The sequence below is a fragment of the Arthrobacter sp. SD76 genome (genome assembly GCF_049726125.1).
In the GTDB taxonomy this organism is placed as follows: Bacteria; Actinomycetota; Actinomycetes; order Actinomycetales; family Micrococcaceae; genus Arthrobacter; species Arthrobacter nitrophenolicus.
On sequence record NZ_JBNBLR010000001.1, the window covers coordinates 2,278,286 to 2,302,786 of the forward strand.

At 64.3% G+C, this 24,501-nt stretch carries 14 protein-coding genes, 1 tRNA gene and 3 pseudogenes; 7 read left to right on the forward strand and 11 right to left on the reverse strand.

The genetic code is table 11. The features are described from left to right. Nucleotides 1-707 precede the first annotated feature (707 nt). The 4 genes from ACPEE0_RS11235 to ACPEE0_RS11250 all read left to right on the forward strand — a co-directional run bounded on the left by ACPEE0_RS11235 (nucleotide 708) and on the right by ACPEE0_RS11250 (nucleotide 3,827). Nucleotides 708-1,133 carry an EthD domain-containing protein gene (locus tag ACPEE0_RS11235; protein ID WP_009358199.1) on the forward strand — a complete coding sequence of 142 codons (426 nt, stop codon included), beginning with the start codon at nucleotides 708-710 and terminating at the stop codon, nucleotides 1,131-1,133. A gap of 250 nt (nucleotides 1,134-1,383) precedes the next feature. Beyond that, nucleotides 1,384-1,974, forward strand: coding sequence for an NAD-dependent epimerase/dehydratase family protein (locus ACPEE0_RS11240; protein WP_424574517.1), 591 nt, complete (start codon nucleotides 1,384-1,386; stop codon nucleotides 1,972-1,974). After that, nucleotides 1,971-2,318: a hypothetical protein gene (locus ACPEE0_RS11245; protein WP_424574518.1), complete on the forward strand. Its 348-nt coding sequence runs from the start codon at nucleotides 1,971-1,973 to the stop codon at nucleotides 2,316-2,318. Before ACPEE0_RS11240 ends, ACPEE0_RS11245 begins: the two co-directional genes overlap by 4 nt. A 912-nt stretch (nucleotides 2,319-3,230) precedes the next feature. Continuing rightward, nucleotides 3,231-3,827 carry a 2-phospho-L-lactate guanylyltransferase CofC gene (locus ACPEE0_RS11250; RefSeq protein ID WP_009358197.1) on the forward strand — a complete coding sequence of 199 codons (597 nt, stop codon included), beginning with the start codon at nucleotides 3,231-3,233 and terminating at the stop codon, nucleotides 3,825-3,827. Here the strand turns inward: ACPEE0_RS11250 and ACPEE0_RS11255 are convergent. The 4 genes and pseudogenes from ACPEE0_RS11255 to fgd form a co-directional block, all read right to left on the reverse strand. Beyond that, nucleotides 3,808-5,349, reverse strand: a complete 1,542-nt coding sequence (locus ACPEE0_RS11255) for a flavin-containing monooxygenase (RefSeq protein WP_424575272.1) — start codon at nucleotides 5,347-5,349, stop codon at nucleotides 3,808-3,810. The two genes, ACPEE0_RS11250 and ACPEE0_RS11255, sit on opposite strands and share 20 nt — an antisense overlap. Further along, on the reverse strand, nucleotides 5,349-5,834 hold the full coding sequence (locus ACPEE0_RS11260) for a hypothetical protein (protein WP_009358195.1): 486 nt from the start codon (nucleotides 5,832-5,834) through the stop codon (nucleotides 5,349-5,351). The genes ACPEE0_RS11255 and ACPEE0_RS11260 overlap by 1 nt, the downstream gene beginning before the upstream one ends. Next, a complete protein-coding gene (gene cofG / locus ACPEE0_RS11265) occupies nucleotides 5,831-8,116 on the reverse strand; it encodes a 7,8-didemethyl-8-hydroxy-5-deazariboflavin synthase CofG (protein WP_354176321.1) in 2,286 nt (761 codons plus the stop codon). The genes ACPEE0_RS11260 and cofG overlap by 4 nt, the downstream gene beginning before the upstream one ends. A gap of 168 nt (nucleotides 8,117-8,284) precedes the next feature. Beyond that, nucleotides 8,285-9,305, reverse strand: a pseudogene (fgd, locus tag ACPEE0_RS11270) (glucose-6-phosphate dehydrogenase (coenzyme-F420)). Nucleotides 9,306-10,512: 1,207 nt separating this feature from the next. Between fgd and cofE the strand changes: the two are divergent. Both cofE and cofD read left to right on the forward strand, forming a co-directional pair. Then, nucleotides 10,513-11,364: a coenzyme F420-0:L-glutamate ligase gene (gene cofE / locus ACPEE0_RS11275; RefSeq protein ID WP_009358193.1), complete on the forward strand. Its 852-nt coding sequence runs from the start codon at nucleotides 10,513-10,515 to the stop codon at nucleotides 11,362-11,364. 3 nt (nucleotides 11,365-11,367) lie between these two features. Continuing rightward, entirely contained in the window at nucleotides 11,368-12,381 is a 1,014-nt protein-coding gene (gene cofD / locus ACPEE0_RS11280; RefSeq protein ID WP_354176317.1) for a 2-phospho-L-lactate transferase, read from the forward strand. Nucleotides 12,382-12,391: 10 nt separating this feature from the next. Here cofD and ACPEE0_RS11285 read toward each other — a convergent pair. The 4 genes and pseudogenes from ACPEE0_RS11285 to ACPEE0_RS11300 form a co-directional block, all read right to left on the reverse strand. Then, nucleotides 12,392-13,120, reverse strand: a pseudogene (locus tag ACPEE0_RS11285) (IS481 family transposase). A gap of 492 nt (nucleotides 13,121-13,612) precedes the next feature. Further along, complete coding sequence (locus ACPEE0_RS11290; RefSeq protein ID WP_424575273.1) at nucleotides 13,613-14,245, reverse strand: LLM class flavin-dependent oxidoreductase; 633 nt, start codon at nucleotides 14,243-14,245, stop codon at nucleotides 13,613-13,615. Continuing rightward, a complete protein-coding gene (locus ACPEE0_RS11295) occupies nucleotides 14,130-14,570 on the reverse strand; it encodes an LLM class flavin-dependent oxidoreductase (protein ID WP_424574519.1) in 441 nt (146 codons plus the stop codon). The genes ACPEE0_RS11290 and ACPEE0_RS11295 overlap by 116 nt, the downstream gene beginning before the upstream one ends. A 1,112-nt stretch (nucleotides 14,571-15,682) precedes the next feature. Continuing rightward, nucleotides 15,683-15,764: transfer RNA gene (locus ACPEE0_RS11300), tRNA-Leu, on the reverse strand. A 202-nt stretch (nucleotides 15,765-15,966) separates the two neighbouring features. Between ACPEE0_RS11300 and ACPEE0_RS11305 the strand changes: the two genes are divergently transcribed. Then, on the forward strand, nucleotides 15,967-16,572 hold the full coding sequence (locus ACPEE0_RS11305; RefSeq protein WP_009358190.1) for an ANTAR domain-containing response regulator: 606 nt from the start codon (nucleotides 15,967-15,969) through the stop codon (nucleotides 16,570-16,572). A gap of 108 nt (nucleotides 16,573-16,680) precedes the next feature. Here ACPEE0_RS11305 and pyk read toward each other — a convergent pair whose 3' ends face one another. The 3 genes and pseudogenes from pyk to gltB form a co-directional block, all read right to left on the reverse strand. Next, entirely contained in the window at nucleotides 16,681-18,171 is a 1,491-nt protein-coding gene (gene pyk / locus ACPEE0_RS11310; RefSeq protein ID WP_424574520.1) for a pyruvate kinase, read from the reverse strand. Between the two features lie 73 nt (nucleotides 18,172-18,244). Beyond that, nucleotides 18,245-19,701: pseudogene (locus tag ACPEE0_RS11315) on the reverse strand (glutamate synthase subunit beta). Further along, nucleotides 19,694-24,307, reverse strand: coding sequence for a glutamate synthase large subunit (gene gltB / locus ACPEE0_RS11320; protein ID WP_424574521.1), 4,614 nt, complete (start codon nucleotides 24,305-24,307; stop codon nucleotides 19,694-19,696). Before gltB ends, ACPEE0_RS11315 begins: the two are co-directional and overlap by 8 nt. Nucleotides 24,308-24,501: the final 194 nt, after the last annotated feature.

Here is a 24,501-nt window from a genome sequence, read left to right on the forward strand (position 1 = left end):
GCTAATTCCTGACGTGGACACTGCAAGGCCAACAAGCCTCCCGACCGGCGTGGCAACTGAGTAACCGAACCGCCATGGTCCGGTAAGCACCACAGCGACCCTTACGGGCCCGGTCGAGTTACTCGGCGCTGATGCAAGTAACTATGAGTGAGCCGTGCCACAAAGTCAACAGGTTTGCGCCACTTACTAGTCAGTACCTCTAGATACGCCAAAGCGAAGTGTCTAAGGCACTGGTTCGAAATCGGTTATTCAACGCCACACGCTGCGCCTTACCGTTCGTCGGAAATGTCCGGGGCCAATCCAAAGCCCCCCCCCCGCCGCAGTAGCTGGACGCGGCAACGCGGGGTAGAACTCGGCTGGTAGACAGATGCACGCACGCCCCCCAGGAGCCGGGGGCTGGCCCTGCATGACGATCGCCACAGCTAGGTCGGATCGGGAGCAAATTCCCTGCTGGTTCGACGAGCAGCCGGCTTGACACGGAGACAGCCCTTCCGACTTACTTAAGGATGATTCCAGTAAGATTGCACGACCCACAGCACGAAGTCCACGGGGCAGGGCTTGTAAGTGGACAATGCCTAAAGTAACGTTTCGAATCACACAGTAGGGGCGCAACTGCGAGGCTCACCGTCGAGTCCGCTCCCATGTGCCCCACGCGGGGTATCTGCGCTCAGACCTTTCATTTGCCAAACTTCTACAGTGGAGAATCCGTGCAGACAGAACAAACCTTGATTAAGTTAATCTGCCACTTCAAGCGCAAGCCCGGCCTGACGCTCGAACAGTTCAGGGACTACTACGAGAACCACCACGTCAAGCTCGTTCTTGAGCTACTCCCTCATCCAATCGACTACCGGCGGAATTATCGGATCGACGACGCAAAGTTCGACCCGTTTGACCAGCATGCGGATGGCGAACCCGATTACGACGTCATCACCGAGAGTTGGTATCGCCGCGAAGACCTCGAGGAGATGGCAGTTATTGCCGCCCGGCCAGAGATCGCTGGCCCCATCGTCGCGGACGAGGAAGAGTTCATGGACCGTTCCGCAACGCAGCTGATGCTGTTCGAAGAGTATGGCACCAAGGGCGGGGTCGGGGGCTTTCGTCGACTCCCCGAGGACGCCCTAGCCACGCGATAGCCCGCGTCCGCGAACGGGAACTGATGCGTCAAAGTCTTTAGCGATTGTGACTGGTGACCCAGAAGTCGTTAGGGGCAGTGCTAGTGACTGGAAAGCGCTTCAGGTAACGCTCCAACTCGTAGCGGAGACACCCTTCACGTAAGTAGGGATCCGCCGGTGTCCGCGACAGGATTCACATTCAATAAAGCAAGATCGGCATTCGTTGTTGAAATTGCCGACTTCGATCACTGCAAGGACGATAGGACTAAAGATGAAGATTGTTGTCGTAGGGGGCACAGGCGCTTTAGGTGCACATGCAGCCTGTTACCTCAAAGGCAAAGGGCATGACATTACAATTGCCTCCCGCAAAGCCCCGCCTAAGAATACACTCATGGCAACATTGCCGTTTCTGCAGGGGGATTATGTCCGAAGGGACTTCACGCCCGACCGGCTGCGCGGCTTCGATGCGGTCGTCTTCGCCGCGGGCAACGATATGCGCCACTTGCCGACGTCGGAAAACGCTGAGGAGCTTTTGATTCGCGCCAACGTTGAGGGTATTCCCCGCTTCGCACGTGCCGCGCGCGAGGCGGGCGTGAAGCGTATGGTCCAGATCGGCTCCGCGTACCCACAAGCCACGCCGGAGTTGGTGAAAGACAGTCCCTACTTGCGCTCACGTCACCTCGCCTGCGAAGGCGCCCGGGCCGAGGGGCAAGCAGGCTTCGACGTGATCAGCGTCAATCCCTCGTTCATGGTCGGAGGCGTTCCCGGCCTGCCCAGTTACTTCCTTGACCCCTATTTTGAGTGGGCACTGGGTCTGGTCGAAGCGCCGTTGTACGCCCCACCGGCGGCACCAACTTCATGAGCTACCGTTCGCTGAGCCAAGCGATCGAAGGCGCCCTGCTCCGCGGCGAACCTGGCAAGGCCTATCTGGTGGGCGATGAAACCCTCAGCGTTGCCGACTATTTGAACCTGTTCTTCGAGGCGGTCGGCAACCCAGTCCGACTGGAAGCACGCGACGAGGAGCACCCCGTGTTCCCCAGCCACACGATGGTCCAGGGACGCGGCAACTGGATCCGCTACGAGCCCGACGCCGAAGAAGCAGCCCTGCTCGGCTACGACCGAAACGACGTTGCAAACGGCGTCGCGGAGGCCCTTGCGGCCTTCAAAACGACCCACGTCAAAGGCAGCCTACTCACGAATGGATGATCCGGGTAAGGCTGGGCGTTCCGTGAGGCGCACAACGTTATAGTCCCAAACGGCACCTACGCCCTAGTGTTCCCCGGCAATGTCGCGACACGGAACGCCTGGCCTTGGCGTCAGACTTCGCCTAGCACGCGCTGCGCCTATTCTTCCTTGCCGTGGTCCGGGAGCAGTTCGTCCTCGACGAAGCGGCCCGAGCACGCCGCAACGTTCTCCGGCCGCCTTGGGCGGTGGGAAGCCCCCGTTGCTGGCCGCAGCCGGCGTGGATGGTCGCGACCCGACCAGATCGGCTTTCGGTGCGTTACCTGGCATGAGGCACGCAGCATACGTCATCGGGAAAATAGATGTAGAGCACCTAACCAGGGTTGTCTCGCCCAGAAAGGGTCGTGGCAAGAGTTGTCGAGGATCCTCTGTTCTTCACCGTAGCCGGCATTTGGGCCTTGCGTCGGATGGAGACGGGATCTGGATTAGGCAGCAGCAACCCACTCGAGCATCTTTGTCGTCTTTTGGCATATGGACGATCCCCAACCCCCGTAAGTATCTCGGCGATCGTGCTTCCCTCTATCTTCCCCGATGTTACTGGGTGTATCGGGCTGCATCTCCTACTGCAGGCCCGCAATCCTGGGTGCGGTTTGTCTGTCTCCCCCAGAGTCCTCGCACTTCTCGTTATAACTCCCCGCTCCGCGCTAAGTATCTCTGGACCCGGCTGGGACCCAATCGCCTCAGTCCGAAACTGGTCCTTGCCTAATGCCGCGAGCGTACCATCCAGCACTTCGTCGACCCAGCAAAATTAACCAGCGAAGGCAGACTCATTGCAATACCCCCGCGAATGCTCCGATATGGAAACGAACGCTGCCCGTCCCGCCCGCTCTGCAGAGCGGGCATGCATAGCTCGGCCACAACTTGAGGTGTCTCGCCATGACTAACACCTGGACTATCGTCGTGCCAGTCAAGGGCACGGCAGCCGCGAAGTCCCGGCTCGGTGGTGATCTTGGTCTTGCGCGGGCGATCGCACTCGATACGGTGGCTGTTGCATTACTGGTGGCCCGCGTCGTTGTCGTCACCTCCGACGCCGCTGCCGCCGGTTTCCGTGCCCTTGGCGCCGAAACCGTGCAGGATCCAGGACAGGGGTTGCACGCAGCTGTGCTCTACGGGATCAAAGTGGCAGGCCCTGGCCCCGTTGCCGTGCTCCAGGGAGACCTGCCAGCAATCACTTCGACTGAGCTCGAGTTCGCACTGCGGCTCGCCTCAGCCATTGAACTAGCGTTCGTCGGAGATGCCGCCGGAACCGGTACGACGCTGATTACCGCGCTCAACCCGGAGCGACATCGTCCTGCGTTCGGCGAGGGTTCTCGTGCTGCCCACCGCGCCGTGAGTTACGTCGAGCTCGATTTTGACGATATGTCGGGGCTGCGTTCGGACGTCGACACCTGGGCGGACGTCGAACGGCTCGAGGGGCGGCTCGGCCTACGGACAGCGGCGGCCCTGGAAACGCTCAGGCAGTCTGCACGTTGAGCAGGTAGTCGGCCGGGTCGAACCGGGCGAGCCGCTCCCGGAACGCCGAGGCGGTGTCCGGCGATAGAAGGGTCAGACGGCGGCTCCGCTCGTCGACGTACCAGCTGCGACAGCCACCAGTGAGCCAGACGGTGGTCTCGGCCATACGGTCGATTTCGGCGACGTAGGTTGCCTGTCGCTCCGGCCGGACGTCGAAAGCCGCCACGTCGTGGCTGCGCAGGTACCGGACGGCCTCGAGAACGTACGCGATCTGCGACTCGATCATGTGCACGGCCGAGTTGTGGCCTAGGCTGGCGTTGGGGCCGTCAATGACGAAGAGGTTCGGGAAGCCAGCCACGGTGGTGGAGTTGTGCGCCACCATACCGTGGGACCAGGCGGAGTCGAGGGTGCGGCCGTCGCAGCCACGGATCCTGTGCGCGATTGGTGGCCGGGTCGAGTGGAAGCCGGTCGCCAAGATGAGCGCGTCGAGTTCATAGGTCGCTCCCGAGGCGGCAGCGACCCGGCTGCCCTCGACGGCAGTGAGTGCCGACTGCTCGAGGCGCACCGACTCGCGAGCTAGGGCCGGGTAGTAATCGTTTGATAGCAGGACGCGCTTGCAACCGACCTCGTAATGGGGTGTCAGCGCCTGGCGGAGCGATGGGTCGGGGATTTGCGCCTCAAGGTGCCGTCGCGCCCGGTCGCGGAGCGCGGTGAGGGGGCCCGCGGCGCCCAGCCTCGCTGCAAAACCTGTTTCGGCGTCCCAGAACATCTGCGCTCGGAGCTTGACCAGGGATTCGGGCTCGTCTCGCCAGGCGGCCTTCTCGCCTTCAGTGTAGGCGCGGTCGTCACGGGGAACGACGTACGCGGCGCTCCGCTGGAAGAGAATTATCTCGTCGGCCACCTCGGCCATGCGAGGCAGGATCTGCACGGCAGAGGCACCGCTTCCGACGAGCCCAACACGTTTGCCTGCCAGGTCGAGGTCACGCGGCCACTCGGACGAGTGGAACACGGGGCCCGCGAACGAGTCGAGCCCCGGCACGTCAGGCATCCGCTTCTCGGAGAGCCGGCCCGTCGCCACGATAACCCAGCGGCAGCGGTATGTTTGGCGCGTAGTAACGACCGTCCAAGACATGGTGGTGCTGTCCCAGGCAAGCTCGAGCACGTCTGACGAGAAGCGGAGGTGCGGAAGGATGCCCTCCTCACGGGCGGCCTCCTGCAGGTAGTCGAGGATCTCGGCCCCGGGAGCATAGAAGGAGTTCCAGCCAGTGCGTGGCCGAAACGAGTAGGAGTAGAGATGTGACGGGATGTCGCAGGCGACGCCCGGGTAGACGTTGTCGCGCCAGGTCCCACCGACGTCGGCCCCGCGCTCTACGACGACGAACGACCGCTCACCCGAACGCGCGAGCTGGATCGCGGCGCCGAGGCCAGCAAAGCCCGCACCGATGATGACGGTGTCAACGGGCTCGGGAGCGGCGGGCTTCTCGCCGACGGCGTCAGCGTCGACCGCTTCAGCGACGAAGGTCTGGTTGTCCTTAGCCTCCATCACGGCCGGGCTCGCGGGATGGTGCTGTGGGCCGGGTATCGCCGCGGCTCGCGCAGGAATGAGTCGATGAGATGCGCCTGCTCGGCGGGATGCCCCGCCTCGGCGAAACGCACTTCCATGGCTGCCGAATCGGCCGCGGGCAACCCTTCCGGGACGATGATGAGGACAGGGCAACGGACGTCCGGGGCCGAGGAGCCCAGCACGATCAGGGCGGAGACCCGCGCGTCAGCAGCGAGGGGAGTCTCGCAGCCCGGCGCGACAAGGAGCGCGAAGCGGTCGGGCAGCTCGCCCGAGGAGACTCGCGCGCCGGCTACGAAGACCTGACGCCGCCGTGATAATTGCGGCAGCGCAGCGTCGAGTTCGGGATCCAGGCCAGCCGGGTCGACTGCAATCACGACTGGCTCGAGGGACTTACCGGGCAGCTGCGCGACTCCGGTTACGATCTCTCGCAGGCCCGTGCCCGTCCCGGCGTCAACAAGCATCATGTGGAGCCCCGTGGGACAAGTGTGTAGCTCGTCGTACGTTCCCGAGCCTCGCGGCCGAGAGGGGTCGCGATCCGCTGGACGTCTTCCGGCGTCGCCTCGCGGTACGCCTCGGCGCCAGCCTCCGGCCAGATCGCTCCGTCGAGCAGCAGACCGCCGAAGTCGTCCGCTCCCCCGGCGAGCACGGCCCTGGCGCCGTGGAAGCCGAGCTTGGTCCATGCGGCCTGTATGTGGTCTATCCGGCCGTGCAGCATAAGGCGCGCGACCGCGTGGAGCGCCCGCGAGGCTTCGAGGCCAGGCCCTTCACCAGCCACCGCCCGCACCCCGGAGGGCACGTCGAACGGCACGTACGGCATGGCGATGAACTCCGAGAAACCGCCAGTCTCATCCTGGATCTGGGTCAGCCGACGCAGGTGAGCAACGATCTGAGGCGGCGTCTCGACGTGACCGTAGACGATCGTCGCCGTCGACCGGAGACCCGCCCGGTGGGCGGCCACGAGCGGCCGGATCCACTCGTCGACCGGCGGATCGGTGCGTTCGCTCAGCAGCGCGCGCACGCCGTCGTCCAAAATTCGCGCCCCGGTACCAGGAACGCTCGTTACGCCCGCCTCACGCAGTCCTTCGAGGAAAGCATCGACACTAACACCCGTCCGGCGCGCCCCGTCGAGCACCTCCGTGGGGCGGTAGGCGTGGAGTGAGAGGTCGGGCCCGGCTGCGCGGATGCCCGCAGCCAGGTCGAGGTAGGCCGTGCCCGGCAGCGCCTGGTCGATCGGACCTTGGACACAGATCTCGGTCGCACCGAGCGTAACGGACTCCTCGACCAGCCGCCGGACCATGTCGTCAGTGAGCCCCTTGCTGTAGAGCGACGAGTCCAGGTTGCGGTTGACGACGTAGGTCAATGTGTTACCGACCGCTGCGGAGCGGACCTCGTCGGCCAGCGCCGTTACCGCATTGAGGTCGTCTCCACGGGCGGTAAGCAGGGAGCAATACTCAGCGTCCGTCAGCGATTCCGGGGCGATCGAGGCTCTGGCGAGCGCGGAGACAACAGTGGGGTCGGCGCGGCGTGGCAGTCCGGCGGCCACGCCGCGATCGACAGGAGGAGCGGTGGCGGCGACAAGAACTGTAACTGGATCCGCCGAGCGGGGTCGCGGGCCGCGCGCCGCGGGGGGCGCGGGCCTCAGGCGTGCGCCCTCGTCAGCGAGTAGGGACACCGGATCGGCGAGAGCGGTAACGGCGGGGACGATGCGCGGATCCAGCCAGGTTTCTGCATCCTGCAGGTAGGCCGGGTGTGCGGTGAGCCGCTCGCGCAGGGTGAATCCGGCCTGCGCCGTCAGCTCGGCAAGCGTCTGGAGTTCGGGCCAGGGTCGTTCGGGATTGACATGGTCGGGCGTGAGCGGGCTGACGCCGCCCCAGTCGTTGATGCCTGCGCGCACCAGCAGCAGAAGTTCAGAAAGTCCGCTGAGGTTCGGCGGGGCCTGGATGGTGTGGTCGGGGCCCATGACAATCCGGGCGACCGCAACCGCGGCGGCGTACTCCTCGAGGCCGAGGTCGGTCTCGTTCTGCATCGCGGTGTGCGGTTTGGCGCGGAAGTTTTGGACGATGGTCTCCTGCACCTGGCCGTACCGCTGGTGCGACGCCCGGATGGCGAAGAGGGCGTCGGCGCGCTCGGCGTCGTTCTCGCCGATGCCGAGGAGGACCCCGGTGGTGAACGGGATCCGGGAGCGGCCGGCGTCGTCGATCACCCGCATCCGCAGAGCAGGATCCTTGTCCGGGGAACCAAAGTGCACTCCCCCGCGCTCGCTCCAGAGCCGCGTGGCCGTGGTCTCGAGCATCAAGCCCATGGACGCGGCGACCGGGCGGAGCCGCTGCAGCTCGGCGAACGACATGACGCCGGGGTTGAGATGCGGCAGGAGGCCGGTCTCGGTGAGCACGAGTTCGGCCATCGCGCCGATGTAGTCGAGGGTCGAGGTGTAGCCGTGGTCCTCGAGCCACTGCCGCGCGACCGGCCAGCGGTTCTCAGGACGGTCGCCGAGGGTGAAGAGCGCCTCCTTGCAGCCGAGCGCTGCCCCCTCGCGAGCGATGCGAAGGATCTCTTCCGGCGGTAGGTAGGTGGGGATCCCTTTCTTCAGCAGGCCGCCCGGCGTCTCGACGAAGACGCAGTAGTGACAGCGGTCCTGGCACAGCTGCGTGACGGGGAGGAACACCTTCTTCGAATACGTGATGATGCCCTCGCGGGAGGCGCGCGCGAGGCCGTCGTCGCGGAGACGCGATGCAACGTTCAGCAACCGGTCGAGGTTGTCGCCTCGAGCTCCGAAGAGCGCCGTCGCTCCAGCGAGGTCCGTCTCACCTGTATCTTCGAGACGAGCGAGAGCATCAGTGAGGGGGGCAGGATTCAGAACGGACTGTTTAGACATAACGGACCTTCATAACAAGGACGGCACGGGTCTCCCTTTTCAAACACCGGAGCCGCCTGCGCCCAGTGCCCGCAGGCGCGGCATAAGGTGTTCAGCGAACTGGACAGGAACCGTCGCTGGTCATGGCCCGGGGCGTGAAGACCAGGTGATTGAACCCTGCCTCCACATAGGGCAGGACCTGGTCCCTGACCTGCTCCGGATCCGAAGCGACGATCCAGCGTTTGGCGACCTGTTCGATGGGCAGCGCGTCAGCCGCGGCGCCCATGGCCGCCGGATCTTCGAGGCCGGCTTTCTGCTCCGGGCTCAAGGACAGCGGCGCCCAGAACCGCGTGTTTTCCAGTGCCAGGGCGTAATCCGTGTCGAACGAGAGCTTGATCTCAATCATCTTCTCCACGCCGGCCTCATCCCGTCCGGCGGCCGCAGCACCCTCGTATACGGCCGGCAGCAACTTCTCCGTATAAAGGTCCATGCCCTTGCCGCTGGTGCAGATGAAGCCATCGCCGGCTGCGCCGGCGTACCGGGCCACCACTGGGCCGCCGGCGGCAATATAGACCGGAACGGGAGTTGCGGGACGGTCATAGACGGTCGCATTGACCGTGCGATAGTACTCGCCGTTGTAACTGACCCTGTCCTCGGTCCACAGCCGGCGCATCAGTTCCAGCGCTTCCCGGGCCCGGCCGAAGCGTTCCTTGAATGCCGGCCAGTCGGCCCCGGTGACGGCAACCTCGTTCAGCGCCTCACCGGTGCCCATGCCCAGGATGACCCGACCCGGATACAGGCAGCCCAAAGTAGCGAAGGCCTGCGCGACGACGGCCGGATTGTAGCGGAATGTGGGTGTGAGCACGCTGGTACCCATCACAATCCGGCTGGTACGTTCCCCCACGGCGGCCATCCAGGCCATCGCGAAGGGGGCATGACCGCCCTCGTGGCGCCACGGCTGGAAATGGTCCGAAACCATCACGGAATCGAGACCGATGTCCTCGGCAAGAACCGAATACTCGACCAAGGTCCTCGGGTCGAATTGTTCCGCGGAGGCTTTATAGCCGATCCTGATGCTCATTTTGACTCCTCGTCGCATGCCTTGAAACGGTCAAATGCAGGAAAGACCTCTGCGTCGGGGAGGGTCTCCCACCTCGCGTCGTGGTGAACGGGCTGGCTAGCGAACCTAGCCACACTCCGGAACCATGTCGCAGGGCAGTCAGAGGCCCTACCACCGCGAACCCGACGAATTCCGCCGAATCCTCACCCCGGCAAAGGCAGAGCCGTTTTCGCAGACTACCGACCTTGCGGTTCATACAAGTTCTCCTCAGTTCGTAACCCAGACCGCAACGCAACATCGTTGCCGCGGATCGCCTCTTCTCACCGTCGAGTCACCGGACCGCCATGGTCCGGCAAGAACCCCGGCGAGGCGCACCAGCTCCGTCCGAGTTACTTGGTGCAAATGCAAGTAACTATGGGTGAGACGTATCACAAAGTCAAAATGTTTCGGCCAGTTACTGGTCGATCTCTATAAATACGCTGTGGCAGGGGTTTTCAGCCCAACGGAACACTTGCTCCGCCGCAAACGACATGCGAGGATGCCCGTGCCGAGTGCGCATCGTCGGCTAAAGCGTGGTTCTGGCTGTTCTTGGTCAACAAACCCCGAATCATGATCGGTGAAGTCCTACGTAACGCTTTTCAGCGGAGGGTAGCTCTGTGGAGGATCTGGAATCCGGGAACACCTTTTGTCGTGACTGTGCTGTTGAGGTGGGGGTATAGGTGACAGGTAAAGCAGCGCGTGAGACATTGGCCGACTTCGCGGTCGGTCCAGCCTCCTTGAGGGGTGTGATATGTGTGGACCCACTGGAGTGCTGGCGGTACCGGCCGCTCACCACGCTTGGATGGTTCATAGGCAACGGACCTTCGGCCGGTTTCGTCAAGAGCCACAACGGCGGGGAGGCGAGGAACGCCACCCCTACCGGCCGTCCCAGCATGGAAAACCCACAGGTTTGTCAAGTTTAGCGGAGAGGTTCCTAGTTCCGGTTCCTGATGGATGGATGCTCATGAGTGACACCTGGACGATTGTCGTGCCAGTCAAGGGCACGGCAGCCGCGAAGTCCCGGCGTGCGAGGGCGGTCGCCCCCGATGCAGTGGCTACCGCACTATAGGGAGGCTGCGTCGTGGTCGTCCGGACGATCGACTATGACCGCTGGTCAGCGGAGTCACGTGCGGTCGGGTAATGGTCAGGACACTCGAAAAATAGACGGCTGCGTCTGAAGGGACACGGAATGAACCAGAATAACTTCGATGGCTTAGAAGTGCGTAAAGCTGAGGAGCCGCCACAGCATGTCGCGGTCATTGGGATCGGTGGCATTGGCGAGATCGTGGCTGGCGATGACCTGGTGACCCTGATTGGGAACGCCGTGGAAGCGGAAATTTCCGCCGGGGATATCGTCGTTGTGACCAGCAAAATAGTCTCAAAGGCAGAAGGACGTTCTTTGCAGGCAGACAGCCGTGAGGATGCCATCACGGCCGAAACAGTACGATTGGTCGCCAGCAAACCACACCCCGGCGGCGTGACCCGAATCGTCCAGAATAAGTGGGGTTTGGTGCTCGCCGCCGCGGGCGTCGACGCGAGCAATACGCCTGACGGCACGGTACTACTTCTTCCGGAGGACCCGGACGCGTCAGCCCGAAAACTCTGCATCGGGCTGCGCCAGTTATTCGGTTTCGACTTGGGGGTGATCATCACTGACACTTTGGGCCGCCCCTGGCGCTTGGGGCAAACCGACCTTGCTATCGGCGCTGCGGGAATGGCTGTCACTCATGATTTGCGCGGTACACGAGACGATTTCGATAGGACCATGGATGTCACAGTTACAGCGGTAGCGGATGAAATAGCAGGGGCAGCTAATCTTGTTCTGGGCAAGACCTCGCGCCGACCGGTCGCAGTCGTCCACGGCATGGGCCACCTCATTCGGCCGATGCAGGAGCCCGGAGCTCAGACCCTAATTCGTCCTGCGGAAGACGACTTGTTCCGCCTCGGATCGGCAGAAGCACATTCAGAAGGATTCCAAGAGGGCTTCGAGGCAGGACGAAGGTCAACTGTTGAATCCTCGACTAACAGAAGGCAGAGCTAGCGCATGAAAGTCACAGTGCTCGCAGGTGGTGTGGGCGGGGCACGCTTCCTAAAAGGGCTGCGCCACCATCTGCGTCAGGCGATGCCGGACGGCGCCGGCGGAACGACGGCAAAAATCACCGCAGTAGTCAACACCGGCGATGACATGTGGTTGACGGGCCTGAGGGTCTGTCCCGACCTGGACTCCGTGATGTATGCCCTCGCCGGCGTCAATGACGAATCGCGGGGCTGGGGTCGGAGCGGTGAAACGGAGCGCGTCAGTGCCGAGCTCACCGCTTATGGCGTTGGCTGGCCGTGGTTTACCCTCGGTGATCTGGATATCGGCACCCACATAACCCGCTCTCATCTGCTGCGCACGGGATTGGCGTTGAGCCACGTTACGCGGCAGCTGGCCTCCAGGTGGGATATCGGTATAGAGCTGCTGCCCATGAGCGATGAGGAAGTTGAAACCCAAGTCGTTTTGGATGGCCCTACTGCCGACGTGCCGGAGGTTGTGCACTTCGAGGAATGGTGGGTCCGATACCGCGCCCAGCGCCCGGCCCGCGAGTTCATACAGGCCGGGCTCACGGAAGCGGCCCCGGCGCCGGGCGTTCTGACAGCGATTTCCGCTGCCGACGTGGTCGTCTTGGCCCCGTCAAATCCCGTTGTGTCCGTCGGCACGATCATGAACGTTCCGGGTATCCGGGAAGGGATCCAAACAACACCGGCCCCGGTCGTGGGAATCTCGCCCATTATCTCCGGAGCTGCCGTGAGGGGCATGGCGGAGGCCTGCTTGGCCGCCGTCGGCGTTAGGACCGGCGCGGATGCCGTGGCCTTGCACTATGGTGCGCGTTCCGAGGGCGGCGTTTTGGATGCTTGGCTCATTGACAGCGCCGACGCGAGGCTTTCTGATCCTATCGCCCGTGCCGGAGTCCATCCGGTTGTCGTGCCGCTGTGGATGAACGATGTCCAGACCAGCGCCAATCTTGCAGCAGCCGTCTTAGATGCTGCTTCCACATTGTCAGCTGCAAAGTCCTAGGTGTGTTGACTTAGAGGTCGGTAACGCGGCTAATCGGAAGCTGATCTCTAAGTGAAGTGCGGTCTCGGTGGTGATTGTCGTGATGGAGCGAGTCGGCGAAAGCGGCAACACGCTCGGTTTCTGATTCATAGGGTTTGGTGTAGGCACATTCATCGAGCATGGAGCTCTTGTGCTTCGACTTTGCCGTTGGTGTGGGGCCAGTAGGGGCGGGAGCGGTAGCAGGAGCCGTTATCGGTCAGCACCCGTCTAAACACGATTCCGCAGGATTCAAAGTAGGCGTTGGCGCGCTCTCAGAATCCGGCCACGGTGTCCGTCTTCTCATCAATCAGGATTTCGCTTAGGCGAGCTGGGAGTGCTGATCTTGGTCCGGTTCGGGTCCGCGCCGGCCTTGTTCCATCTCAGCCGCGGCCCGGCCGGTGACCCGGTGGCCGCCGTATCAGATCGGGCCGAACTTCTTGGAGTCCACGTGGACCAAATCCGCGAGTGGGGCGTGTTCGTCGCCCGGCGTATAACCCTGCCCCTGGCCCGGTCCAGCCAGGAAAGACGGACCACACGAACCAGGACAGCACCCGGTGCACCGTCGAAGGGGTGGATGCCCAGCAGAAAGGCGATCCGTGCCATACCCCACCGGCGGTTGACCTTGATCGCGGCACTGCACAGCGGCCAACCGTCCTCGACTATGCACCAGGCAAGCCCGGAGCATACCCTTCGGCATCTGGAGCGCCTTATCACGGGACACTGAAGACCTCCTTATGAATCGAAGTCTGAGACGAGCTCCACTCCATTCGAGGGCTTCTTGTGTCACTTAGCCACGGCGAGTGTCCCTGACGTCTGTGGACAATACACATGGGCGGCCGGCAGCAGGACTGCACGAGTATGCCGGCCCAGGCCCAGTTCCTTCGTCACCTGCGGTCAGACGTTGTACCTGAACCGCAGCCCCCGGACATCGGCACTAACGATCCGGGGCAGCGTGAACTCACCACCACCGCCTGAACGGTTGCTGACCGATATCACCGGACACCGCACCGTGGAGGGGAGCTCAGTCTCCTGGGCCGTACTCGGACGCCGTTCCAAGTCTGCGATGTCCTGCACTCCTTGACCACCGTCGGCAGGTGGTCAAGGAGCAGTACGGAGAGATGAAACGTGGGCCAACTCATGTCCCGGCGCGCCATCTGCACAGCGGCCGCCCGCGGCGAAACCGCTTGGTGAGTTGCACTTTATCCCGATCGGCTCAACCAGAGTAAGTTCGCCAGAAGGTATCGACGAGCTCCTTCATCGCCACCGCCATCTCCTCGTCGCCGATCACGCGACCCGTGGGGACATCCAGACCTGGCGGCGCCAACACGACATCGGTCACGCCGAGGTCTACCAGGCGCGCAGCCTCCTGTGCCGTGGCGAGCGCGTCGACTCCTCCGTCGGTCGATCGCACCACCTGGGTCCGGACGACAACACCGATGGAGGAAGCATCCCTCCCGGCTTCTTCCACATGACTGCGCATCGCGGGAATTGACGCGCCTAAATTCACTGCTTCGTCTCCCCACGGCAACCACGCCTGCCCATAGCGCGACAGGCGCCTCACTACTGCGGGATTGAGGGTGCCGCTGATCCAGATCGGCAAGGGCTTCTGAATCGGCTTGGGCATCATGTGCAGGTTCTCGAAGGCGAGGCCTTCGCTCTCGAAACTCGTCACGTTCTCGTCCCAAAACCGGCGGCAGATTTCCAGAGATTGGTCAAGCGCACGACCGCGCTTACCGAAGTCGAGCCCACAGGCCTCGTACTCCGCTCGCTGCCAGCCCACACCGACACCTAAATCCAATCGCCCGAGCGACAGGTAGTCTAGGGTCGCGGCGGTCTTGGCCAGGATCGCAGGCCGACGGAGGGGGGGCCAGCAGGATAGTCGTGCCGAGCCGCACCCGAGTCGTTCTGGCAGCGGCCATCGCAAGAACCGTCATCGGCTCCAGCCAGAGCCCGTCAGGACTCGTTGGTTGGCGCCCACCTTCCGTACCACCAGTTGCGGGATTGCCGTACTCGCTGGTGTCGTCACCGTAGACCACGTGCTCTGAGACAACGACCCGATCGAAGCCTGCAGTCTCTGCGGCGTCGATCGCCGCCAGGAGCGATGAGACAGTCGGTGTTCGATCGCCCTCACCCCAAATGGGAAGGGCGATAGAGAGCATGGGAGTTTTCATCAGCTTCCTTTTTCTTGGTGCACGAACTTAGGACGAGGCGTTCCTTCGCCTGGTGACGTGCGTCTCAACGCGACCGATGTTATTGGAGGACCTCTCTACTATCAAGAGTTTCTGTAGAACATGCCTAGTATTAAGCAGTTCCAGGCAGCGAAAGAGCTCCTGGATTCCGACCCTCCTCAGGCCGGGAACGCGTCGATCCCTCGGCAGTGTCGGGCCCAGAGCCGCTAGATGATCGCGGCGACCCTGTGCCGGACGATCCGAATGAATTCGATGATTGCAGCTCCGAGTCCCGCGTGGGCAGCCAAACGACCTGCTGATCAACGCTGGGTGCGTCGCGATCCATTCTCCCTGCGTGGCGAGTCACCAGGCCCGTGGTGGAGCGGGCCATATGGACTGGCGAGGACAACACGGCAGCGCGCAGCTCGACCTTGTAACAAGCCACGATTGCGCCGACAAATGCTCTGCCTCGAACTGCATGGGAGGGGCACCCCCAAGGAAGCATCTCAACCGTTGAGGCCCGCCGTCCGAACGCGGACAAGCAACACCTGCGCACCCGCTGCGCCAACCCGTCTTGGTGGCGCGCGGCTTCGCCGACTGTGCCATCCAGTACACCACAACCTGACGTCCGGCTGTGGTTGCCGGGGCGTCAGCCTCTCAGTCGGTTTCGCCTTTTCCGACATGGACGCAAGGAATCGGGGCCAAACCTGATACTGGACGCGACGCTGCCGACCCCTGCATAAACCGGCCGTAAGTGTGGACACTGTCCACACAACCTTTGGCAGGACGAATGCCGGCGAATGTCTGCGCCTAGCCGCCTTGAAACTGCTTTGCAGGACGCCCTAGATCGAAACGGCCGCAATCATGTCGCTCCCGCTCCCCTGGACCATGGACAGGTGTTGGCCGAACCTGACCAATCAAAGAACCGGAACGAGGAAGCGCAAGAAAGCAGTCATAGCAGGCGGAGGCCCCACCAGCCAGAGTCCTGGACCCGCCACCCACACACCTGAATAGGCCACGGCCTGGCCAAAGCCCGCGACACAACCCGTCAGACGACGCGACCAAGCTTTGCACACACGTCAAAGCAAAAACCCCTCTGACGAGGGGATATGCCGTGCCCGAGGTGGGACTCGAACCCACACACCTTTCGATACCGCATTTTGAGTGCGGCGCGTCTGCCAATTCCGCCACTCGGGCGCGGAATACGTTGAGCAACAAAGTACGCCCACAGCTGACTGTGAGCAACGCGATCGCTTCACGTACGCGGAATTACTCTACATGCAGATAGGCTGAATTCCAGAATCGCGCCGCCGACGCCGCGGATGACCATGCAAGCCAAGTACAGCCGCGGTGGCACCTAAGATAGTGATGTCCCGCCGTACCTTTTCAAGGAGATCCCGTGACTGAACAGACGGAGTCCAAGCCCACGTCCCAGCCGGCGCGCCGCGTCATTGTTGCCGAGGATGAGACCCTCATCCGCCTCGACATCATCGAGATCCTGCGCGGCGAAGGCTACGACGTCGTGGGTGAGGCGGACAACGGCGAGAAGGCCGTCCAGCTCGCTGAGGAACTCAAGCCGGACCTGGTCCTCATGGACGTCAAGATGCCCGTCATGGACGGTATCTCGGCGGCAGAGAAGATCGTGAAGGCCCGCATCGCCCCCGTGGTGCTGCTGACCGCGTTCTCCCAGAAGGAACTCGTGGAGCGCGCGCGCGACGCCGGCGCCATGGCCTACGTGGTGAAGCCCTTCACTCCGGCTGACCTCATCCCGGCACTGGAGATCGCCCTCTCCCGGCATGAGGAAATCAAGGCCCTCGAAAGCGAAGTTTCGGACCTGCAGGAGCAGTTCGCCACCCGCAAGCTCGTGGAGCGCGCCAAGAGCCTCCTCACCACCAAGATGGGCCTCACCGAGCCCGAAGCGTTCCGCTGGATCCAGAAGACCTCCATGGACCGCCGCCTGAGCATGCGCGAGGTCGCCGAAACGATTATCAACCAGGTCAACTGACCCCGGAGTCCCGGCAGGTAACGCACGACGGCGTCCTGCCGGGTTCCAGCCCAGGCACCAAAAAGGACCCCTGCCAGCCGGCAGGGGTCCTTTTCGTGGTCAGAAGGGCTAAGCCTTCTTCTTCTTTTCCGGCCAGGGGCCGAGCTTTTCCTTGTTGCTGAGGACGTCCCCCGCACGGGTGGAGTCGGCAAGGTCGCCCACCTTGTGCACCTTCAGGGAGTTGGTGGAACCGGCCTTTCCGGGAGGGGAACCGGCGGCGATAACCACCAGGTCACCGTCCTGCACCAGGCCCATTTCCTCGAGGCTGCGGTCAACCTGCGCGGTCATGGCATCGGTGTGGTCCACCATCTGCACCAGCACTGGCTGGATGCCCCAGGTCAGCGCCAGCTGGTTCCAGACCTGCTCCACCGGGGTGAACGCGAACACCGGCTTGATCGGGCGGAGGCGGGACAGGCGGCGGGCCGAGTCACCGGACTGCGTGAACGCACAGATGTACTTGGCGTCCAGCTGGTCGGCGATTTCGACGGCGGCACGGGTGATGGCGCCGCCACGGGTTTTGGGCTTGGTCCCCAGCGGGGGAACGCGCTCCAGGCCGTGGACCTCGGTGGACTCGATGATCCGGGCCATGGTCTTGACCGTATCGATCGGGTACTTGCCCACGCTGGTCTCACCGGACAGCATGACGGCGTCGGCACCATCCAGCACGGCGTTGGCGCAGTCGGAGGCCTCCGCACGGGTGGGGCGCGGGTTGTCGATCATGGACTCCAGGACCTGGGTGGCCACGATGACCGGCTTGGCCCAGCGGCGTGCCAGCTCGATGGCGCGCTTCTGCACGATCGGCACCTCCTCCAGCGGAAGCTCCACGCCGAGGTCGCCACGGGCCACCATGATCGCGTCGAACGCGTCGATGATCTCCGGCAGCTGCTCAACAGCCTGCGGCTTCTCGATCTTGGCGATGACCGGCACGCGTCGGCCTTCCTCGTCCATGATCTCGTGCACCCGGGTGATGTCCGAGGCGTCACGGACGAAGGACAGTGCCACCAGGTCCACGCCGCGGCGCATCGCCCAGCGCAGGTCCTCTTCATCCTTTTCGGACAGCGCCGGAACGTTGACGGCCACGCCGGGCAGGTTGATGCCCTTGTTGTTGGACACCATGCCGCCCACGGTCACCTCGGCGACCACCTTGACATCGTCGACGGCCACGGCGCGCAGGGCAACCTTGCCGTCATCGATCAGCAGGGCGTCGCCCACGTTGACGTCCTCGGTGAGGCTCTTCAGCGTGGTGGAGCAGATGTCCTTGGTACCGGGAACATCCTCGGTGGTGATGGTGAACGTGTCACCAACGGCGAGGGCGTGCGGGCCGTCGACGAAACGGCCCAGGCGGATCTCGGGACCCTGGAGGTCGGCCATGATGGCCACGGCCTTGCCCAGGTCCGCTGCAGCCTTGCGGACGTTTTCGTAGGTGTTGTCATGCACGGTGTAGTCGCCGTGGCTCATGTTCATCCGGGCGACGTCAACACCTGCTTCCAGCACCGCGAGGGTGTTTTCATAGCTGGCAATTGCGGGGCCGAAAGTAGCCACAATTTTTGCGCGTCTCATATACCTACCCTATTGGTCACTTGCATTGGTTAAGTTGTCGCGGGGGGTGAACTTCTGCCCGCGGGGTGCAGCGCTAGAGGACGGCGATGGCGCGGTCCGTCGGCGCGACGGGAGCGGGAAGGATGGTGCTTCCCATCAGGTACTTGTCCACGGCGGCAGCCGCCGCACGACCCTCGGCGATGGCCCACACAATCAACGACTGTCCGCGGCCGGCGTCGCCGGCCACGAACACGCCTTCGGTGTTGGTCATGTAGTAGCCGTCGCGTGCCACGTTGCCGCGGCCGTCGAACTCGGCGTTCACCTGTTCGGTGATGCCCGCCGGCTCCGCGCCGGTGAAGCCCAGCGACAGGAACACCAGGTCCGCGGGGATGATGCGTTCCGTGCCGGCCTTCGGCAGGCGCTTGCCGTCAACGAATTCAGTTTCAGCGACCTTGACGCCGGTCAGCTTGCCGTCCTCGCCCACGAATTCAACGGTGGAGGCGAGGTACGTGCGCTCACCGCCTTCCTCGTGGGCGCTGGCCACCTCGAACAGGGTGGGAACGTCGGCCAGGGCTGGTGGCTGGCGCGCTCGGCCGGCGGCTGCTTGCCGATGGCGAGCGTGGTCACGGACGCCGCACCATGCCGGTGCGCAGTGCCGAGGCAGTCGGCGCCGGTGTCGCCGCCGCCGAGGATCACCACGTGCTTGCCCTGCGCGTGGATCTGGTTTTCGATGGTCTCCCCCGCCACCGCGCGGTTGGCCGGTACCAGGTAGTCCATTGCGAAGTGGATGCCGTCCAGGTCGCGGCCCGGGATGGGCAGGTCGCGCGGAACAGTTGCGCCGGTGCACACCACGACGGCGTCGTAGCGGCGCCGCAGCTGCTCCCACGTCACGTCGGTGCCGACGGCGACGCCGGTCCGGAAGCGGGTGCCTTCCGCCTTCATCTGCTCGACGCGGCGGTCCACCTGCTCCTTTTCCATCTTGAAGTCGGGGATGCCGTACCGCAGCAGGCCGCCGATCTTGTCATCGCGTTCGTACACGGCAACGGTGTGGCCCACGCGGGTGAGCTGCTGGGCCACGGCCAGGCCGGCAGGGCCGGAGCCGACGACGGCGACCGTCTTGCCGGTGAGGCGCGCCGGCGGCAGCGGGTGGACCCAGTTGTTGTCCCACGCTTCGTCAATGATGGCGACCTCAACCTGCTTGATGGTCACCGCGGGCTGGTTGATGCCCAGCACACAAGACGCCTCGCAGGGGGCGGGGCACAGCCGGCCGGTGAACTCCGGGAAGTTGTTCGTGGCGTGCAGGCGCTCGATCGCTTCCTCGCCCTTGTCCCGCCACGTGAGGTCGTTCCACTCGGGAATCAGGTTGCCCAGCGGGCAGCCCTGGTGGCAGAACGGAACGCCACAGTCCATGCAGCGGCCGGCCTGGGCCTTAAGGGTGCCCTTTTCCTGCGCTTCGTACACTTCCTTCCAGTCCATGATGCGGACTGGAACGGGACGGCGCGGCTGGGTTTCACGCTGGCGTACTTTCAGAAATCCGCGTGGATCAGCCACCGGTCACCTCCAGGATTCGAGACCATACTTCTTCGCCGTCCGGGTCAAGGCCCTCTTCGATGGCGTCGAGACGGGTTTGCAGCACTGCCGCGTAGTCGCGCGGCAGCACCTTGGTAATGCGGGCGGCGGTGTCATCGAAGTTTGCGAGGAGGCGCGCCGCCAGCTGGGAGTCAGTTTCTTCAACGTGCTTGACCAGCAGGCCGTGCACGATGTCGCGGTCCTCGGCGTCCAGCTCGCGGAGCTGTAGTTCGCCGGACTGCAGGGCGTCCTTGTTGACCTTGGCAGTATCCAGGTCCAGGACGTAGGCGGTGCCGCCGGACATGCCGGCGCCGAAGTTGCGGCCGGTGCGGCCGATGATCAGCGTCTGGCCGCCGGTCATGTACTCGCAGCCGTGGTCGCCGATGCCTTCGACGACGGCGGTGGCACCGGAGTTGCGGACCAGGAACCGTTCGCCCACCTGGCCGCGCAGGAACATCTCGCCGCTGGTGGCGCCGTAACCGATGACGTTGCCGGCGATGACGTTGGTCTCCGCCTTGAACACATTGGTGCGGTCCGGGCGGACGATGATCCGGCCGCCGGAGAGGCCCTTGCCCACGTAGTCGTTCGAGTCGCCGTACAGCCGCAGGGTGATGCCTGCGGGCAGGAAGGCGCCCAGGGACTGGCCGGCGGTGCCGTTCAGCGTGACGTCGATGGTGTCCGTGGCGAGCACGTCGGTACCGAAGGTCTTGGTGACCACGTGGCCGAGCATTGTGCCCACGGAGCGGTCCGTGTTGATGACGTCCACGGTGATCTTCACCGGGCTGCGGTCCGTCAGGGCCTCGGTGGACATGGTGATCAGCCGCTGGTCGAAGTGCTTGTCCAGCTCGTGGTTCTGGCCGGTCATGTTGCGCAGCGGCGCGTCGTCGTCGAACTCGAGCCCGTGCAGGATCGGGTCCAGGTCCAGGCCGTCGGCCTTCCAGTGGTCGATCGCCTCACGGGTGTCCAGGACCTCGGCGTGGCCGATGGCCTCTTCCAGGCTGCGGAAGCCGAGCTCTGCCAGGATCTCGCGGACTTCCTCGGCAAGGAACTCGAAGAAGTTGACCACGAACTCGGGCTTGCCGCTGAACCGGGCACGAAGCTCCGGGTTCTGCGTTGCAACGCCCACCGGGCAGGTGTCCAGGTGGCAGACGCGCATCATGATGCAGCCTTCCACCACCAGCGGGGCCGTGGCGAAGCCAAACTCCTCGCCGCCCAGCAGGGCTGCGATCACAACGTCGCGGCCGGTCTTCAGCTGGCCGTCAACCTGCACCACCACGCGGTCGCGCAGGCCGTTGAGCATCAGGGTCTGCTGCGTCTCGGCGAGACCGAGCTCCCACGGAACACCGGCGTGCTTGAGCGAGTTCAGCGGCGAGGCGCCGGTTCCGCCGTCGTGGCCGGAGACAAGCACGACGTCGGCCTTCGCCTTGGTCACGCCGGACGCCACGGTGCCGATCCCGACTTCCGACACCAGCTTCACGTGCACCCGGGCCGAGGGGTTGGCACGCTTCGCATCGTAGATGAGCTGCGCGAGGTCCTCGATCGAGTAGATGTCGTGGTGCGGGGGCGGCGAAATGAGTCCGACGCCGGGGGTCGAATGGCGGGTCCTGGCCACCCACGGGTAGACCTTCTGCGCCATCAGCTGGCCGCCTTCGCCGGGCTTGGCACCCTGGGCCATCTTGATCTGGATGTCGTCGGCGTTGGTCAGGTAGAGGCTGGTCACGCCGAAACGGCCGGAGGCGATCTGCTTGACGGCGGAGCGGCGCTCCGGATCCATCAGGCGGTCCACGTCTTCGCCGCCCTCACCGGTGTTGGACTTGCCGCCCAGCCGGTTCATGGCGATGGCCAGCGTCTCGTGTGCCTCCTGCGAGATGGAGCCGTAGCTCATCGCGCCGGTGGAGAACCGCTTGACGATGCTGGAGACGGGCTCCACTTCCTCGAGCGGAACCGCGGGCCGGTCGTTCTTGAACTTCAGCAGGCCGCGCAGCGTCATCAGGTTGGTGGACTGGTCGTCCACGCCCTTGGTGTACGCCTTGAAGATGTCGTAGCGGCGTTCGCGGGTGGCGTGCTGCAGCCGGAAGACCGTCTCCGGGTTGAACAGGTGCGGTTCGCCGTCGCGGCGCCACTGGTACTCGCCGCCGCCCAGCAGCGGGCGGTGGGGCTGCTCGATGCCGCCCTCGGGGTAGGCCATCTGGTGGCGTGCCGAGACCTCGGCGGCGATGACGTCCAGGCCGACGCCGCCCAGCTGCGAGTGGGTGCCGGCGAAGAATTCGTCCACCAGCTCCTGGCCGAGGCCAAGTGCTTCGAACGTCTGGGCGCCGGTGTAGGAGGCAACAGTGGAGATGCCCATCTTGGACATGATCTTCAGGACACCCTTGCCAAGGCCCTTGATCAGGTTGTACACGCCGTCCTGCGGGGTGACGCCGGTGACGTCGCCGGCAGCGATCAGCTGCTCCACCGACTCCATGGCCAGGTACGGGTTCACGGCGGAGGCGCCGTAGCCGATGAGCACGGCCACGTGGTGCGTCTCGCGCACGTCGCCGGCCTCGACCACCAGGGCGGTCTTGGTGCGGTTCGCGCTGCGGAGCAGGTGGTGGTGCACGGCGCTGACCAGGAGCAGCGACGGGATGGGTGCCCACTGCGCGTTGGAGTCACGGTCCGAGAGCACGATGTACTGCACGCCGCGGTTGATCGCACCGGAAACCTGCTCGCAGATTTCGGTGAGCCGGGCGCGCAGCGCGTTCTCGCCGCCCTCGGGGCGGTACAGGCCGCGGACCTTCATGGCCACGCGGTTGCCGTCGGCGTCCTCGATGTTGGCGATCTTGGCGAGCTGGTCGTTGTTGATCACGGGGAACGGCAGCTGGACCTGGGGCTGGCGGACCTGCTTGGTGTCCAGCAGGTTGCCGTTGGGGCCGATGGCGCAGGTCAGCGAGGTGACCAGCTCTTCGCGGATGGCGTCCAGGGGCGGGTTGGTGACCTGCGCGAAGGACTGCACGAAGTAGTCGAAGAGCAGCCGGGGGCGCTTGGACAGCACGGCCACGGGGGTGTCGGAGCCCATGGCGCCCAAGGGTTCGGCACCGGTGCGGGCCATCGGGCCCAGCAGGATCTTCAGTTCCTCGGTGGTATAGCCAAAGGTGCGCTGGCGGATGTTCACGGACGCGGCGGTGTGGACCACGTGCTCGCGCTCGGGAAGGTCGTTGAGGTCGATCAGGTTGTCCTTGACCCAGTCCGCCCACGGGTTGGCGGCGGCGACCTCTGCCTTGACCTCTTCGTCGTCGATGATGCGGCCGGCGTCGGTGTCCACCAGGAACATCTTGCCGGGCGAGACGCGGCCCTTCTTGACCACCTTGGAGGGTTCGACGTCGATGACGCCCACCTCGGAGGCGAAGACGATCAGGCCGTCTTCGGTGATCCAGAAACGGCCCGGGCGCAGGCCGTTGCGGTCCAGGGTGGCGCCCACGAGGTTGCCGTCCGTGAAGGAAACGGCGGCGGGGCCGTCCCACGGCTCCATCAGCAGCGAGTGGTACTCGTAGAACGCACGGCGGGCCGGATCCATGGTGGCGTGGTTCTCCCATGCCTCCGGGATCATCATCATGATCGCGTGCGTGATGGGGCGGCCGGAGAGCCACAGGAGTTCCGCCACCTCGTCGAAGGAGGCGGAGTCAGAGGCGCCGGGCGTGCAGATGGGGTACAGCTCTTCGGGCGAGTCGCCGAGCAGCGGGTTGGCCAGCTGGGACTGCCGTGCGCGCATCCAGTTGCGGTTGCCCTTGACCGTGTTGATTTCGCCGTTGTGGGCGATGGTGCGGAAGGGCTGCGCCAGCGGCCAGGACGGGAACGTGTTGGTGGAGAAGCGCGAGTGGACAATCGCCAGCTTGGTCTTGAAGCGCTTGTCCGAGAGGTCCGGGTAGAACGGCTCCAGCTGGGCGGTGGTGAGCATGCCCTTGTACACGATGGTGCGCGAGGACAGCGACGGGAAGTAGACGCCGAACTTGTTCTGGGCGCGCTTGCGGATCCGCCAGGCGCGGGCATCGAGCTCGTTGCGGTCCAGTTCCTCACCCGTGGCGGACGCCAGGAAGGGCTGGGAGAAGTAGGGCATGCAGGCACGGGCCATGGCGCCCACCAGGTCGGCGACGACGGGCACTTCGCGCCAGCCAAGGACCTTCAGGCCCTCGTCCGCGGCGAGGCCCTCGATGCCTGCTTTCGCTGCATCGGCTTCGCGCTGTTCCGCAGGCAGGAACGCGGTGCCGGCAACGTACTGGCCGGGAGCGGGAAGTTCGAACTCGGTGACCGCCCGGAAAAACTCGTCCGGGATCTGCATCAGGAGGCCGGCGCCGTCACCGGTGCCCTCGTCTGCGCCCACGGCACCGCGGTGCTCGAGGTTGCGCAGGGCGGTGAGTGCGGCGTCAACAATGTCGTACCCGGGCTCGCCGCGGAGGGTTGCGATGATCGCAAGGCCGCAGGCGTCTTTCTCCTGCTCGGGGTTGTAGAGCCCGGCGGCCTCCGGCAGGGCTGCGAAGCGCTTGAACGGCGACAAGGCAGCCTCGGGCTGGTCCGGTTCGGACCAGCTGGGAGTGTGCAGAGTTTGGGTCATGGAAGACGTCCTTCCTCCTGATCGTGCGTATGGAAGGGACACCGTTGGCCCCACTCGTCAGGCCCCAGATGATGGGCACAACAAAGTGTTACTTCATGGAAATTGTAGGTCAGCCCGGCCTGCTGAACTAACGGTTACAGAGGCCCCTGCCCAGGGCTCCATCCGGCAGCAGCTCTATGCTGCCCGGCTGAAAC

What these genes read in the sequence shown, in the direction of transcription:
- ACPEE0_RS11240 (WP_424574517.1), top strand. Translation starts at nt 1,384, where the DNA reads ATGAAGATTGTTGTCGTAGGGGGCACAGGCGCTTTAGGTGCACATGCA.
- ACPEE0_RS11245 (WP_424574518.1), top strand. Translation starts at nt 1,971, where the DNA reads ATGAGCTACCGTTCGCTGAGCCAAGCGATCGAAGGCGCCCTGCTCCGC.
- ACPEE0_RS11250 (WP_009358197.1), top strand. Translation starts at nt 3,231, where the DNA reads ATGACTAACACCTGGACTATCGTCGTGCCAGTCAAGGGCACGGCAGCC.
- ACPEE0_RS11255 (WP_424575272.1), bottom strand. Translation starts at nt 5,349, where the DNA reads ATGGAGGCTAAGGACAACCAGACCTTCGTCGCTGAAGCGGTCGACGCT.
- ACPEE0_RS11260 (WP_009358195.1), bottom strand. Translation starts at nt 5,834, where the DNA reads ATGATGCTTGTTGACGCCGGGACGGGCACGGGCCTGCGAGAGATCGTA.
- cofE (WP_009358193.1), top strand. Translation starts at nt 10,513, where the DNA reads ATGAACCAGAATAACTTCGATGGCTTAGAAGTGCGTAAAGCTGAGGAG.
- cofD (WP_354176317.1), top strand. Translation starts at nt 11,368, where the DNA reads ATGAAAGTCACAGTGCTCGCAGGTGGTGTGGGCGGGGCACGCTTCCTA.
- ACPEE0_RS11295 (WP_424574519.1), bottom strand. Translation starts at nt 14,570, where the DNA reads ATGAAAACTCCCATGCTCTCTATCGCCCTTCCCATTTGGGGTGAGGGC.
- pyk (WP_424574520.1), bottom strand. Translation starts at nt 18,171, where the DNA reads ATGAGACGCGCAAAAATTGTGGCTACTTTCGGCCCCGCAATTGCCAGC.
- gltB (WP_424574521.1), bottom strand. Translation starts at nt 24,307, where the DNA reads ATGACCCAAACTCTGCACACTCCCAGCTGGTCCGAACCGGACCAGCCC.